Source organism: Thioalkalivibrio sp. ALE17, assembly GCF_000425605.1.
GTDB lineage: Bacteria > Pseudomonadota > Gammaproteobacteria > Ectothiorhodospirales > Ectothiorhodospiraceae > Thioalkalivibrio.
This window is the reverse complement of record NZ_AUDT01000013.1, coordinates 1-14,684: the sequence shown is the minus strand read 5'-3', so window position 1 is coordinate 14,684 and position 14,684 is coordinate 1. Positions and strand designations below refer to the sequence as shown.

Annotated in this window: 9 protein-coding genes, 1 tRNA gene and 1 pseudogene; 10 read left to right on the top strand and 1 reads right to left on the bottom strand. The window is 66.8% G+C overall.

Features of this window, described 5'->3' with window-relative positions; translation table 11 throughout:
- The first annotated feature begins 123 nt into the window (after window positions 1-123).
- Window positions 124-2,589, top strand: a pseudogene (locus tag H609_RS13395) (putative bifunctional diguanylate cyclase/phosphodiesterase).
- A gap of 49 nt (window positions 2,590-2,638) precedes the next feature.
- Here H609_RS13395 and H609_RS0109135 read toward each other — a convergent pair.
- Window positions 2,639-2,714, bottom strand: a tRNA-Ala gene (locus tag H609_RS0109135).
- A 548-nt stretch (window positions 2,715-3,262) separates the two neighbouring features.
- Between H609_RS0109135 and H609_RS0109130 the strand changes: the two genes are divergently transcribed.
- The 9 genes from H609_RS0109130 (at window position 3,263) to H609_RS0109090 (ending at window position 14,371) form a co-directional block, all read left to right on the top strand.
- Window positions 3,263-4,042 carry a 3',5'-cyclic-nucleotide phosphodiesterase gene (locus H609_RS0109130; RefSeq protein ID WP_028484801.1) on the top strand — a complete coding sequence of 260 codons (780 nt, stop codon included), beginning with the start codon at window positions 3,263-3,265 and terminating at the stop codon, window positions 4,040-4,042.
- Between the two features lie 132 nt (window positions 4,043-4,174).
- Window positions 4,175-4,864 (top strand): phosphate regulon transcriptional regulator PhoB, encoded by a 690-nt coding sequence (phoB, locus tag H609_RS0109125; protein ID WP_018867288.1) that lies wholly within the window; start codon window positions 4,175-4,177, stop codon window positions 4,862-4,864.
- A gap of 15 nt (window positions 4,865-4,879) precedes the next feature.
- Window positions 4,880-6,223, top strand: a complete 1,344-nt coding sequence (phoR, locus tag H609_RS0109120; protein WP_018867287.1) for a phosphate regulon sensor histidine kinase PhoR — start codon at window positions 4,880-4,882, stop codon at window positions 6,221-6,223.
- A gap of 302 nt (window positions 6,224-6,525) precedes the next feature.
- Window positions 6,526-7,494, top strand: a complete 969-nt coding sequence (locus H609_RS0109115; RefSeq protein WP_028484800.1) for a PstS family phosphate ABC transporter substrate-binding protein — start codon at window positions 6,526-6,528, stop codon at window positions 7,492-7,494.
- A gap of 238 nt (window positions 7,495-7,732) precedes the next feature.
- Window positions 7,733-10,003 (top strand): ABC transporter permease subunit, encoded by a 2,271-nt coding sequence (locus H609_RS0109110; RefSeq protein ID WP_028484799.1) that lies wholly within the window; start codon window positions 7,733-7,735, stop codon window positions 10,001-10,003.
- 27 nt (window positions 10,004-10,030) lie between these two features.
- Window positions 10,031-11,698: a phosphate ABC transporter permease PstA gene (gene pstA / locus H609_RS0109105; RefSeq protein ID WP_028484798.1), complete on the top strand. Its 1,668-nt coding sequence runs from the start codon at window positions 10,031-10,033 to the stop codon at window positions 11,696-11,698.
- A gap of 420 nt (window positions 11,699-12,118) precedes the next feature.
- Window positions 12,119-12,949, top strand: coding sequence for a phosphate ABC transporter ATP-binding protein PstB (gene pstB / locus H609_RS0109100; protein ID WP_018867283.1), 831 nt, complete (start codon window positions 12,119-12,121; stop codon window positions 12,947-12,949).
- A gap of 26 nt (window positions 12,950-12,975) precedes the next feature.
- Window positions 12,976-13,698, top strand: coding sequence for a phosphate signaling complex protein PhoU (gene phoU, locus H609_RS0109095; RefSeq protein WP_018867282.1), 723 nt, complete (start codon window positions 12,976-12,978; stop codon window positions 13,696-13,698).
- 67 nt (window positions 13,699-13,765) lie between these two features.
- Complete coding sequence (locus H609_RS0109090) at window positions 13,766-14,371, top strand: DsrE family protein (RefSeq protein WP_028484797.1); 606 nt, start codon at window positions 13,766-13,768, stop codon at window positions 14,369-14,371.
- Window positions 14,372-14,684 lie beyond the last annotated feature (313 nt).

Below are 14,684 nucleotides of genomic sequence, written 5' to 3'. Positions count from 1 at the left end.
CTCCGGTCACGCGGCGGCGACCTTGCTTGCCGCGTGATCGCCCCTCATCCACAGGCCGGTCAAGTACGGCCCTCCAGCCGGGAGCGTGTACGGCAAGTCCCTTCTCATAGTAGGCTCTTGCCGATGCGCCTCCGGTCCCCCCTCTTCCGTCTGCTGGCCCTGCTCTCCACGCTGTACGGCGCCGCGCCGGCGATGGCGGGAGATCATGACGGTGCCGAGGTGTACACCATTGGCGTGCTGGCCTTCCGCGATGCCGGCCAGACCGCCGCCCAGTAACAGCCCACCGCCGACTACCTGAGCGCGCAGATCGACTCGGCCGAATTCCGTATCCAGGCCCTGAACTACCCGGAGCTGGATCGGGCCGTCGCCGCGCGCGACATCGATTTCGTCCTGACCAACACCGGACATTACGTACGCCTGGAGGCCGGACAGGGCATTACCCGCCTGGCCACCCTGATCGCCGAGGAACAGGGCCAGCCTATCCGCCAGTTCGGCGGGACCATCCTGGTGCGTGACGACCGCGCGGATCTTCAGTCCCTGGACGACCTGAGAGGCCAGCGACTGCTCGCCGTGGACGCGGACTCCCTGGGCGGCTGGCTGGCGGGCCACGAGGCGCTGCGTAACGCGGGCGTGGAGCCAGAGGACGATCTCGCCGCCCTTGGATTCACCGGCATGCCACACCACCGCGTAATCGAGGGGCTGCTCGCCGGAGACGCCGATGCCGGCATCGTGCGCACCGGCGTACTGGAGGGCCAGCTCCGGGCCGGCACCCTCGCCCCGGGGACACTGCGCGTGCTGGGGGCCCGGGAGACCGCGGACTTCCCGTTCGCCCACTCCACCCGTCTGTATCCGGAATGGCCCTTCTCGCGCCTGGAACACACGCCGGATCCGCTGGCGGAGGCGGTGAGCATCGCCCTGCTGAGCCTGCCGTCCGACCATCCCGCGGTGCGCGCCGGCGGCTACCACGGCTGGTCGGCGCCGTTGTCCTATGCCTCGGTTCACACCCTGCTGGAAGAACTCGGCCGTCCGCCCTACGACCGTCCGGTGGTGGTCGACCTGCGCGCCTACTGGGAGGCCCGACCCGAGGTCCTGCTGGGGTTACTGGCGGGCCTGTTGCTGCTGAGCGGCCTCGCCGCGCTTTATTACCGGCGTCTCACCACCCGGCTGTCGCTGGAGGTCGAGCAGCGCCGGGCGGCCGAGGCCCGACTGCGCACGCACGAGGCCGAACTTGCCTACCAGGCCGGCCACGACCCGCTTACCGGCCTGCCCAACCGCACGCTGCTGCAGGAGTGCCTGCACGATGCCATGCAGCAGGCCCGTGAGGCGAACGGATGCCTGGCCATCCTGTTCGTCGATCTCGACCGCTTCAAGACCGTCAACGACAGCCTGGGTCACCGGGTCGGCGATGACCTGCTGCAAATCCTCGGCGAGCGCCTGAAGACGCGTTTCGAGGCGCGCACCAACGCGCGCATCGGCGGCGACGAGTTCGTTGTGATCATCGAAGACGCGGCCGATCACCGGGAACTCGAGGCGCGCGCCCGCCAGTTGCTGGCGCTGATCGCGGAACCCTTCGCCGTCGGGGGCTGGAGCGACCTCCAGGTGGGCGCAAGCATTGGCATCGCCCTGTATCCCGACGACGCCACCGAGGCCGGCGAACTGATCACCCAGGCCGACGCCGCGATGTACGAGGCCAAGGACGCGGGACGCAATACCTTCCGCTTCTACCGCACCGCCCTAACCGATGCGGCCAGCCAGCGCCTGGAGATCGAGAACCGCCTGCGCCGCGCGCTGGCACAGGGCGAACTGGAGGTGTACTACCAGCCCCAGATCCAGATGACATCCGGCGTGATCACCGGCATCGAGGCCCTGGTACGCTGGCGCGATCCGGAACGAGGTCTGATCGCACCGGATACCTTCATCCCGCTAGCCGAGGAGACCGGGCTGATCGTGGATGTCGGCGCGTTCGTCCTGCGCGAGGCCTGTCGTCAGGTCGTTGACTGGGACCGGGCCGGACTGCCGCCGCTGGAGATCTCGGTCAACCTGTCGGCCCGCCAGGTCGCCGCACCGGGCCTGCTTCACCAGGTCCGACAGGTCCTGCAGGAAACCGGTCTCCCGGCCCGACGCCTGACCCTCGAGCTGACCGAAAGCACGCTGATGGAACAGGCCGAGACGACCCGCGGCACCCTGCAACAGCTCAAGCAACTGGGCGTGGCACTGGCCATCGACGATTTCGGCACGGGCTATTCGTCGCTGGCCTACCTGAAGGAATTCGCCATCGACATCCTGAAGATCGACCAGACCTTTGTGCGCGACCTGCCCGAGGATCGCAGCGACGCCGAACTGGCCGTGACCATCATCGGCATGGCGCACAACCTCGGGCTGGATGTTCTCGCCGAGGGGGTGGAAAACGCCGCGCAACTCGGCTTTCTCGCCACCCAGGGCTGCGATGCCTGGCAGGGCTACCTGTGCAGCCACCCCCTGCCGGCCGATGCCCTCGCCGCACTCGTGCGCCAGCACGAGCCCGAGCCCTTCGCCCGCCGGACCGCACCGCGCAGACGAACATTGCCCCGGCGCCACGCGGGCCCGTAACCCGCCCAAAAAGAAAAAGGCCTGCGAAAGCAGGCCTTTTTCAGGTGTTTGGTGGAGCGGAGGAGGATCGAACTCCCGACCTTCGCATTGCGAACGCGACGCTCTCCCAGCTGAGCTACCGCCCCAAACAGGTCGCGCATTCTAGCAACTCCACCGGGTGGCGGGAAGACCCGTCGGTGCAACTTTCGTCTGCGCATATCGCCCGCGAAATCGCCTTTTCGAGCGACACGTCACGGAAGCCGGGGCTGGACTGGGTCTAGCATTGAGGCATGTCCGTCAGCCACCTCCAGCACCCAGGGAAACACGGATCCATGTACACGCTCGCGTTGGCACCCCAGGTTTTCCGAGACAAGGCGCGGTGCGCAGCCGGTAATGGTTCTACCGGCCCGTTTTTGATGGATGCGGGCCGCAACGCAGGATCGGGGAACCTGGGGTGCCAACCCCGAAGGGGCTCGGCCGCCCGTTGTGACCAAAAACGGGCGCGCGCACGGCGTTGCGGCTCCCTTGTGCAGAATGACTGCACCGCAGTCACCGCGCCTTGTTCGCACGCAAAAGCGACTCGAGCGCGAGCGTGTACATGGATCCGTGTTTCCCTAGGGGTGTCCGGCGTCGGCTCGCACTCCCCCAATCCAGCCGCGGGACGGCCCGCCGCCGGCTGGATATACTACGCCGCATGAGCTTGACCGTTCGCATCCTGGGCGCCAGTGGCGGGATCGGCCCGGGCCGGCGCACCACGTCGATCCTTATCGATGACGATGTCCTGATCGATGCCGGCAGCGGCGTCGGGGACCTGAGCCTGGACGAACTCCGCCGCATTCGCCACGTGTTCCTGACCCACTCGCATCTGGACCACATCGCCTTCCTCCCGATGCTGGCCGACATGGTCTACGGCCCGGATGCCGCACCCATTCATGTGCATGGACTGCCCGCCACGCTGAAGGCCCTGTGCGACCACGTGTTCAACTGGGTGATCTGGCCGGACTTCACCCGACTGCCCCGGCCCGACCAGCCCCTGATCCGGCTGGAGACCGTGCAGCCGGGGCAGACCATCGCGGTGGACCAGCGCGAGATTTGCGTGCTGCCGGCGCGTCACACCGTTCCCGCGGTTGGCTACAGCGTCACCAATCGCGACGGCGCGGCCTTCGCCTTCAGCGGCGACACCACCTCCTCGCATCAGCTCTGGCCGGCTCTCAACGCCCTGCCCAACCTCGACCTGCTGATGATCGAGACCGGTCTCCCGGACGAGATGGAGGGCATGGCCGACTTGGCCAAGCACTACACCCCGCAGCATCTGGGCGAGGATCTGGCCATGCTGGAACACCGCCCGCGTATCGCCATCACCCACCTCAAGCCCGGCCATGAGCAGGCGATCCGCAAGCAACTGGCCCGCTCCCCTCACCACGACGGCATGATCTTCCTGCACGGCGACGAGCGCTTCGTACTCGGCACCTGAAAGCGTGGCCGCCAGCGCGCAGGCCAACGGGCCTCCAAACCTGCACCTTCGGGACCATTCACGATCCGCAGGTTCACATGTCTGTAACATGGCTGTTATCTAATGCCGACCAGGCAATCACGAGACGGGGCCATGGCCACTCGAATTCTGCTGGTGGAGGATGACACCGCCATTCGCGAAATGCTGCAGCTGCCGTTCCAGAAGGCGGGCTACGAGGTACGCGAGGCCGGCGACGTGCGCAGCGCCAAGTCCCTGCTGCTGGAGGACCCGCCGGACCTGATCCTGCTGGACTGGATGCTGCCCGACATCAGCGGCATCGACTGGGCGCGCACCCTGAAGGCAAGCCCGGTCACCAAGGACATCCCGCTGATCATGCTGACCGCGCGCGGCGAAGAGGAAGACCGCGTGCGCGGCCTGGATGTCGGCGCCGACGACTACGTGACCAAGCCGTTCTCGCCGCGCGAGCTGGTCGCGCGCATGAAGGCGGTGCTGCGACGCACCTCGCCCACTACCAGCGAGGAACCGGTCGAGATCGAGGGCCTGCGCCTGGATCCGGTCTCGCACCGCATCACCGGCAATGGCGAACCCATCAGCATGGGCCCCACGGAATACAACCTTCTGCACTTCTTCATGACCCACCAGGACCGCGTGTTCAGCCGCGAACAGCTTCTGGACAAAGTCTGGGGCACCAACGTGTACGTCGAGGAACGCACGGTAGACGTACACATCCGCCGCCTGCGCAAGGCGCTGGCCGACACCGGCCATGATCACCTGGTGCAGACCGTGCGCGGTTCGGGGTACCGTTTCTCGCAACACCCCTGACCTTCGGCGGTCCCCGTGCAGCCCCGCAAGACCTGGCCCGACATCCTCATTACCAGCCTGCTGATCGCGCTGCCGATCCTGGCGCTTGGCTGGGCAACCGGCCAGTTCTGGCCCACGGTGGCCTTCCTGCTGGGCGCGGCCCTGGCCTGGAATATCGCCAACCTGCTGTGGCTGGAGACCTGGCTGCGCCGTGGCGGGCGCGCCGAGCCCCCCGATGTGCGTGGGCTCTGGGGCGTGATCTTCGATCAGCTCTACCGCCGCCGCAAACGCCACGAGAATCGGGTGCATCGGCTGCGCCAGCTCCTGGAACGCTACCGCGACTCGGCCCGCGCGATGCCCGACGCGGTCGTGGTCCTCAACGACGACCTGCGCATCGAGTGGATCAACGATATGGCTTGCCAGCTGCTCGGGCTCGAGTGGCCGCGTGACGAGGGCCAGCGCATCACCCACCTGCTGCGCCACCCGGAATTCCTCACCTTCATGGAACGCGCCCGCGAGTCGCTGGCGCGGGTCACCGTGCCGTCGCCGCTGGATGACGAGCGCCAGCTGGAGATGCGCATGCTCCCCTACGGCGATGCGCAGTACCTCCTCCTGGCGCGCGACACCACTCACCTGCACCGGCTGGAGGTGATGCGCCGCGACTTCATCGCGAATGTCTCGCACGAGCTGCGCACGCCGCTGACCGTGCTCTACGGCGTTACCGAGACACTGGAAGACGCACTGGAGGACCAGCCGGAACTGACCCGCTCGGTGCAGATGCTGCGCGAACAGTCGGAACGCATGAAGCTGCTGGTGGACGACCTGCTACTGCTCTCGCGCCTGGAAACCGGCGAAACCACCGGCCCGCAGGACTGGTTCAACCCGCTACCGATGCTGCAGAAACTGACCGAGGAGGCACGGCTGCTGTCGGGCACGGAGGCCCATCGGATCGTCCTTGACGCCGACCCCACGCTGGAATTCCGGGGGAATTCGGACGAGCTGCGTTCCGCCTGCGCGAACCTGATGTTCAATGCGGTCAAGTACACCCCCGGCGGGACCACAATCACCCTGAAATGGCGAGCCGATCCTGACGGTGCGCGCCTGATCGTCGACGACACCGGCCCCGGCATCGCCAGCCATCACCTCGGTCGGCTGACCGAACGCTTCTACCGGGTCGACGCCGGACGCACTCAGTCCCGCGGCGGCACCGGACTGGGGCTTGCCATCGTCAAGCACGTCCTTGCCCGCCACGACGGCCACCTCGCGATCGAGAGCCAGGTCGGCCAGGGCAGCCGCTTCACCTGCCTGTTCCCTCTGAGCCGCATTCGCCACGCCGAAGCCGCCGACCGGTCCAGCCAGGAAGACCCGGCGGGCGCCTGACGAGCATCCACAAGGTTCACGGTCCCGGGCCATCCGGACCGATTGCCGCGTCGCTGCGCTCCTCGCAATGACCGCTACAGCAACCCGTCATTGCGAGCGCAGCGAAGCAATCTACCGGGCATAGCCCGGGTCTGGCCGGACCCACATCCCCGATCGCCGCGCTGCCGCAGTAGCCCGCCACATGTCACACCGCTGTCATGTTGCCGTCACGCAACTGCAAGCAAGCCTCCCGATAATCCCGCATCAAGGACCGACCGATCGGCTCCGAACAAACCTCAAAGCAAGCACCAGGGAGTACACCCATGCTGTTCAAGCGCACGATTCTCGCCGCCGCCGCGGCCGCCGCCCTCGCCATCACCCCGGCGATGGCCGATGTCGACCCCAACCTGCCGGCCTATCAGGCTGTCAGCGGGATCTCCGGCAACCTGTCCAGCGAAGGCTCGGACACCCTGAACAACCTGATGGCGCTGTGGGCCGAGGAGTTCCAGGACTTCTACCCGAACGTCAACATCCAGATCCAGGGCGCCGGCACCTCCACCGCCCCGCCCGCCCTGACCGAAGGCACCGCAGACTTCGGCCCGATGTCCCGCCAGCCGCGCGACAGCGAGCAGGCCGCGTTCGAAGAGCGTCACGGCTACGAGATGACCCTGGTGCCGGTCGCCATCGACTCCATCGCGGTCTACGTCAACCGTGACAACCCGGTCGAGGGCATGTCCATCGCCGACGTGGACGCCGTGTTCTCCTCCACGCGCCGCTGCGGTGGTGCCGAAGACATCAACCGCTGGGGCCAGCTCGGCCTGGAAGGCTCCTGGGCCAACCGCGACATCACCATCTACGGGCGTAACGCGGTCTCCGGTACCTACGGCTACTTCCGTCAGCACGCCCTGTGTGACGGCGACTTCAAGAACGCCGTGAACGAACAGCCCGGTTCCGCCTCCGTGGTCCAGGGGGTCGCCGAGTCCCTGAACGGCATCGGCTATTCCGGCATCGGCTACCTGACCTCCGGCGTGCGCACTGTGCCGCTGGGCCAGAACCCGGGTGAATACTTCGAGCCGACCGGCGAGAACGCCGCCTCCGGTGACTACCCGCTTTCGCGCTTCCTGTACGTCGCGGTCAACAAGCATCCGGAAGACGGCCTCGCCCCGCGCCAGGCCGAGTTCCTGAAGATGGTGCTGTCCAAGGAAGGCCAGGAAGTGGTCGTGCGTGACGGCTTCGTGCCGCTGCCCGAGACCGTCGCCCAGCGCCAGCGCGAAGCCCTCGGCCTCGAATAAACACTGGCACAGGAGCCTGCCGGCGGGGCTTCACCCCCAAGGCCGCTCCCACCGCGATCATCGGCCACGGCCGAGACCGCACAAGGCCCGGACACCGTCCGGGCCTTTTTTGTGCCGCCAACCCTTCCCATTGGCGTTCAAACGGCTGTCACGTAGCTGTCACCGTTCTGTCACGAACCGCCCGTAGCATGCACGCCATCTCAAGCCTTCCGCCTGCCGACCCTCAGGGGAATCCCGAATGTCCGGACCTCATGCGATCTCCACCCTTGGCCGCTTCCAGCGCTGGCGCCGCGCCAAGGACACCTCGGCGCGCTACCTGATCGGCTTTTTCGGCGTCGCGGTGGTCGGTGCGCTAACCCTGATGTTCGTCTACCTGCTGAGCGAGACGCTGCCCATGTTCCTGGGCGCGGAGCTCGAGGAACAGACCCAGTACAGCGCCCCCGGCGGCGCCGACACGGGGACCGTCCACCTGGCCGTGAACCGGCATCGGGAGATGGCCGTGCGCCTGACCGAGGACCGGCGGGCCATCTTCTTCCGCCCGGAAAGCGGCGAGATCGTGCAGGAACAGTCACTGCCGATCCCCGACGATGCCCGGGTCACCAGTTTCACCGCCGCCGAACCGCGCACCCGACTGGTCGCGATTGGTCTGGACAATGGTCAGGTCCTCGCCATCGAGTACGAGTACAACGAAAGCTTCACGCCCGAAGGCCGCGCCTACGAGCCCGGCCTGGTCTACCCGCTGGGGGACGAGAGCTCGTCCCTGCTGGATGTCGATGGCGAAGGCCAGGCCATCGAGGTCGTCGGCATTCAGCGCGGCTCCAGCGGCGTCCGCGTCGCCGCGGCCACAGCCGATGGCCGCCTGCGCCTGGTGAACTTCGAGGAACGCACCTCGATGATGACCGGCGAGGTCGAAGTTCGCCGCTCCGCCCACGACCTGCCGTCCCTGCTGGATGGCGCCACCCCGTCGCGCATCCTGCTGGACATCACCGGGCGCAACATGCTGGTGGGCGACAACCAGGGCCGACTCCACTTCTACGACATCTCCAGCCCGCGCAATGCCCGGCGTATCGACACCCAGCGGGTGATCGAGGGCGAAGACGCCGAGGTCACCTCGCTGGAGTACCTGCTGGGGACGGTCTCGGTGATCGTCGGCGGGTCGGACGGCTCCGTGACGCAGTACATGCTGGTGCGTGACGCCGACAACGTGAACCGGATTACCCGCGTACGCGAGTTTCCCCGTCACGCGGCGCCGGTGACCAACACCCAACCGGAATATATCCGCAAGGGCTTCGCCACGGCGGATGCCAGTGGCGCCCTGGCCATCCATTACCCCACCTCGCAGCGCACGCTGGTCCAGCACCAGGTGGGCACCACGCCCCTGCACCGGGTCTACATGGACCCGCGCAACCGCCTCCTCGTCGCGATCGACACCGCCGAGACCTGGACCCTGCACCGCCTGTCGAACCCGCACCCGGAGGTCTCGCTCCACGTGCTGTGGCAGAAGGTCTGGTACGAGGGCCGCTCCAGCGGCGACTACGTCTGGCAGTCGTCCTCCGCGACCGACGAGTTCGAACCGAAGTTCTCGCTGGTGCCGCTGACCCTCGGCACGGTCAAGGCCGCCTTCTACGCCATGCTGTTCGCCACCCCGCTGGCGATCATGGGGGCGATCTACAGCGCCTACTTCATGTCCAGTCGCATGCGCAGCCTGACCAAGCCCAGCATCGAGCTGATGGAGGCCCTGCCGACCGTCATCCTCGGCTTCCTCGCCGGGCTCTGGCTGGCCCCGTACATCGAATCCAACCTGCCGGCGGTCGCCAGCATCCTGATCCTGATGCCGCTGATGATGCTGGTGGTCGCCTTCGTCTGGACACGGCTGCTGCCGGAGGGTGTGCGCCGCATGATCCCGGCGGGCTGGGAGGCCGCCGTGCTGATCCCGGTGGTGATCCTGGTGGGCTGGTTCTCCGCGTCGATGAGCCCCCTGATCGAGGTCTGGCTGTTCAACGGCGACGCCCGCCAGTGGCTGACCGACGCCGGATACACCTACGACCAGCGCAACGCCCTGGTCATCGGTATCGCCATGGGCTTCGCAGTGATCCCGACCATCTACTCGATCTCCGAGGACGCGGTCTTCAACGTACCCAAGCACCTGACCCAGGGCTCGCTGGCGCTAGGCGCGACGCCCTGGCAGACGGTGGTTCGCGTGGTGCTGCTGACCGCCAGCCCGGGGATCTTCTCCGCGGTGATGATCGGCTTCGGCCGCGCCGTGGGCGAGACCATGATCGTGCTGATGGCCACCGGCAACTCGCCGGTCGTGAACTTCAACATCTTCGAGGGCATGCGCACGCTCTCCGCCAACATCGCGGTGGAGATGCCCGAGACTGCGGTGGGTGGCACGCACTACCGCATCCTGTTCCTCGCCGCCCTGGTGCTGTTCGCGCTGACCTTCTTCGTGAACACGGTCGCCGAGATCGTGCGCCAGCGCCTGCGCAACAAGTACAGCTCCCTCTAAACCGCATCGACGACAGGCTCCGATCCGATGAATAAATGGTTCAAAACGGGCACCCCCTGGATCTGGCTCAACGCGGGCGCCGTGGCGGTGTCGCTGACGATGGTCTTCGGGCTGATCCTGATGATCGCGGTCAACGGCCTGTCGTTCTTCTGGCCCTCGAATATCATCGAGTTCGAGTACCAGACCACCGAACAGAGCGAGCCCGTTCGGGTGATGGGCGAGCTTTCACGCTCCGAGACCATGACCGCCCAGGCCATGCGCGAGACCGGCTTCGATGTCCCGGAAGGCCAGGAGATCGTGGTCCGCCACCTGATCAAGCGCGGCAACCGCGACCTCGATTCGCGCGACTTCCGCTGGTACATCGAAGACTTCATGTCCGAGTGGGAACGCCCGCGCGATGCCGTGGCCCTGGAGCGCCTGCAGTGGGGCAACTTCTACGGCTACATCCGCGAGTTCCGAGTGGACGACGAGGTGGTGGCCGAGGGCAGCGCGGCCCGCGAGGCCTTCGAGGCGCGCATCCCGGAAACCCGCTCCCTGGTGCAGCAGATCGAGCGCATCGAGCGCATCGAGATCGGCCGTATCAACCACGCGCTGGAACAGGTCCGCCTGGCCGAACGCGGCCTGGAGCGCGACACCACGCTTTCCGACGCGGAACGTTCCGAACGCCATGAGGTCCTGCAGGCCGAGCGCGAGGCACTGGATGCGGAGTACAGCGAGCTTGAGGCCGAGCGCAACCGCCTGCGCCAGGAGGTCGCCCGCTACGCGCTCACCCTGCAGACCGCCGATGGCCAGCGCTCCAGCATCAGCCTGTCCCAGATCGTGAACGCCTGGTGGCCGAACGACATGGGCACCGTGCAGAAGCTCGGCCACTACGTGGTCAACTTCTGGGACTTCATGACCGGCTTCCCGCGCGAGGCGAACACCGAGGGCGGCATCCTGCCGGCGATCTTCGGCACCGTGCTGATGGTGCTGCTGATGTCCATCGTGGTGACCCCGTTCGGCGTGCTGGCCGCCATCTACCTGCGCGAATACGCCAAGCAGGGGCCGCTGGTGCGCACCATCCGCATCTCGGTGAACAACCTCGCCGGGGTCCCCTCCATCGTGTTCGGCGTGTTTGGCCTGGGCTTCTTCGTCTACCTGATCGGCGGCAACATCGACCAGGTCTTCTTCCAGGACGCCCTGCCCTCGCCGACCTTCGGCTCGCCGGCGATCATCTGGGCCTCGCTGACCCTCGCCCTGCTGACCTTGCCCGTGGTGATCGTGTCCACCGAGGAAGGCCTGACCCGCATCGGCAGCAGCATTCGCCATGGCTCGCTGGCCCTCGGGGCCACCAAGGCCGAGACGCTATGGCGGTTGATCGTGCCGCTGTCCGCCCCGGCCATGATGACCGGCCTGATCCTGGCGGTGGCGCGCGCAGCCGGCGAGGTGGCCCCCCTGATGCTGGTTGGCGTGGTCAAGCTGGCGCCCAACCTCCCGGTGGACGGCAACTTCCCGTACCTCCACCTGGACCGCGCCTTCATGCACCTCGGCTACCACATCTACGACGTCGGCTTCAAAAGTCCGAATGTCGAGGCCGGCCGGCCGCTGGTCTACGCGACCGCGCTGGTCCTGGTGCTGCTGATCATCGTGCTCAACCTCACGGCGATCTCCATCCGCAACCACCTGCGCGAAAAGTACCGCGCCGACAGCGACTGAGACGCGCCATGCACAACGTCTCTCTCAGGCACGGTCATTGCGAGGCCCCGCAGGGGCCGCGGCAACCTCGCGACGCAACCCCGACGTTCGCTCCAGTCGCCTGCGGCGTCCGTCACAGAGATCGCCACGGCGCTGCGCGCCTCCCCATGACGCCTGGCTTCTCCCGTCATTGCGAGGGTCCGCAGGACCCGTGGCACAAAAGCGCGAAGCGCGTTGAACGGCCGCAGGCCGGCCCGAAGGGCGAGCGCAGCGAGTTATCTCCCGACGCAACCCCGATGCCTGCCCCGGGCCGCGTCGGCGCCGACCACGCCGATCGCCACGCGCCTGCGGCGCTCGCGATGACGGTGCTTTTCCGGACCGGCGCCGCACGCTTCGCGTCGACGCGATGTGTCGAACCCTATTCCCCATGGAGTACCCGAAATGAGTGACACCCAGACCCACGCCGTGAACGTGGCCCAGAACAACCAGGCCCCGCGCGGCCTGAACCTCGACCGCGAGGACATCTGCCTGACCGCGGAGGACCTCAAGCTCTATTACGGCGAGGACCAGGCACTCAAGGGGATCGACATCCGCATCCCGAAGAACCGCATCACCGCGTTCATCGGACCGTCCGGCTGCGGCAAGTCCACGTTCCTGCGCTGCTTCAACCGCATGAACGACCTGATCGACGCAGCCCGCATCGAGGGCACCATCCGGCTCGACGGCGCGGACATCTACGACAAGACCGTGGACATCCCCGAGCTGCGCCGGCGCGTCGGCATGGTGTTCCAGAAGCCGAACCCGTTCCCCAAGTCGATCTACGAGAACGTGGCCTACGGCCTGCGCCTGCAGGGGGTCAAGAACCGGCGCCGGCTGGACGAGGTAGTCGAGAAATCGCTCAAGCGCGCGGCGCTGTGGGACGAGGTCAAGGATCGCCTGCACGAGAACGCCTTCGGCCTGTCCGGCGGCCAGCAGCAGCGCCTGGTGATCGCCCGCGCCATCGCGATCGACCCCGAGGTTCTGCTGCTGGACGAGCCCTGCTCCGCGCTGGACCCGCTGGCCACGCTGAAGATCGAGGAGCTGATGATCGAGCTGAAGAAGGACTACACGCTGGTCATCGTCACCCACAACATGCAGCAGGCCGCGCGCGTATCCGACTACACCGCCTTCATGTATATGGGCGAGCTGATCGAATACGCTGACACCGACACCCTGTTCACCTCGCCCGCGAAAAAGCAGACCGAGGACTACATCACCGGCCGCTTCGGCTGACGTCGCGACCGCAAGGGGATACCACAATGGACAAGAGCTTCTTCAAACAGCACATCTCGCAGCAGTTCAACGCCGAGCTGGAGGACATCATCAAGCAGGTGATGGCCATGGGCGGCCTGGTCGAACAGCAGCTCGCCGATGCTGTCCACGCGATGGTCGAGGGGGATGTCGAACTCGCCGAAAAGGTGATGACCTCGGACTACCAGATCAACGCCAAGGAGGTCGAGATCGACGAGGAATGCACCCACATCCTCGCGCGGCGCCAGCCCACTGCCTCCGACCTGCGCCTGGTGATCGCGGTGATCAAGACCATCACCGACCTGGAACGCATGGGCGACGAGGCCGAGCGCGTCGGCCGCATGGGCCTGCACCTGCTGGACGCGGACCGCAACAGCGCCCCGATGGCGGACATCGCCAGCATGGGCGAACACGCCCGCGAGATGACGCGCGGCGCTCTCGATGCCTTTGCCCGTATGGATGTTGAACAGGCCGTGCGTGTGGCGCAGCAGGACATCCAGATCGACAGCCTGTACGAGATCATCACCCAAAAGCTGATGAAACAGATGACCGCCTCGCCCGATTCGGTCCCGCGCCTGATGGACATCATCTGGGCCACGCGCTCCCTGGAACGCATCGGCGACCGCGCCCGCAACATCTGCGAATACGTCGTCTACTTCGTCAAGGGCAAGGACGTGCGCCACACCAGCTACGACCAGATGGCCGAAGAGGCCACCGGCGACCGCCACTGAGCCAGGTCCCGTCGCACCCGGGACACGGTCGTTTGCGTCCCGGTCCGGTGCCCGCTTCAATGGGGGCATGCGCATCTACAGCCTCCTCAAGTCGTTCGCGTCCCGCTCCGGGGGGCTTGTCGCTCTGTGCCTGTGCATCCTGAGCGCGATGCCGGCGCTGGCCGCGAGCCCGCTCGGCGCACCCGAAGCGGCGCCCGCGGGAGAACCCTCGGCCGCCGTACTCGAGCTGCTAGAGCGCGACGAACGCCCCGCCGGCGTGGTCTTCGAGATCATCGAGAATGACCGCGCGGCACTCGCCGCGCTGCTTCCCGAGATCCGCGCGAACATCGCCCGGCTGCGCGAAGACGACCCGGATTTCCCGGTGGCCATCGTCGCCCACGGCGCGGAGCAGTTCACCCTCACCCGCGGCGAGGCCGGCCAGCACCCCGGCCTGCACGCCGAGGTCGAGGCACTGGTGCGCGACGAAGACGTAAGCGTCGCCGTCTGTGGCACCTTCGCAGACTGGCGCGGCATCGAGGCCGACGCCTTCGCCGACTTCGTGGAGGTCGCCGATCTGGCCCCGGATCGCCTCGACGACTACCGCGCGCTCGGCTTCGAGATCATCCGCCTGCGCCCCTCCCTGCTCGACGCCCCCGAACAGGACCCCTGGCAGTTCGACTTCGGCACCCCCTGACCTGCCGCTTGCAAGACCTTTTTCACCACGAAGGGCACGAAGGCACGAAGAAGGGCCAGGTCAAAGTCAAAGGCAGTTCACAGGAAGGCTGGAAGATGCGAAGGATGGATCGGCCAGAACCGGCCGGAACCCGGCAAACGCACCGGGCAACCCCCTGTGGGAGCGGGCTTGCCCGCGAAGCCCCCGCCCGCGCCCACTCAGCCACCGGCCTTCAAAACGAGGGTGTACAAGGAACTGTGTAAGTGGTCATTTAGCAGACCTGAGCAAGGAGTATGCGATGACCGATTCGAAGACGATTCCCGATGCTTTGCTG

Coding starts and splice junctions, on each gene's coding strand:
- H609_RS0109130 (WP_028484801.1), top strand. CDS start 3,263: ATGAGCTTGACCGTTCGCATCCTGGGCGCCAGTGGCGGGATCGGCCCG.
- phoB (WP_018867288.1), top strand. CDS start 4,175: ATGGCCACTCGAATTCTGCTGGTGGAGGATGACACCGCCATTCGCGAA.
- H609_RS0109115 (WP_028484800.1), top strand. CDS start 6,526: ATGCTGTTCAAGCGCACGATTCTCGCCGCCGCCGCGGCCGCCGCCCTC.
- H609_RS0109110 (WP_028484799.1), top strand. CDS start 7,733: ATGTCCGGACCTCATGCGATCTCCACCCTTGGCCGCTTCCAGCGCTGG.
- pstA (WP_028484798.1), top strand. CDS start 10,031: ATGAATAAATGGTTCAAAACGGGCACCCCCTGGATCTGGCTCAACGCG.
- pstB (WP_018867283.1), top strand. CDS start 12,119: ATGAGTGACACCCAGACCCACGCCGTGAACGTGGCCCAGAACAACCAG.
- phoU (WP_018867282.1), top strand. CDS start 12,976: ATGGACAAGAGCTTCTTCAAACAGCACATCTCGCAGCAGTTCAACGCC.
- H609_RS0109090 (WP_028484797.1), top strand. CDS start 13,766: ATGCGCATCTACAGCCTCCTCAAGTCGTTCGCGTCCCGCTCCGGGGGG.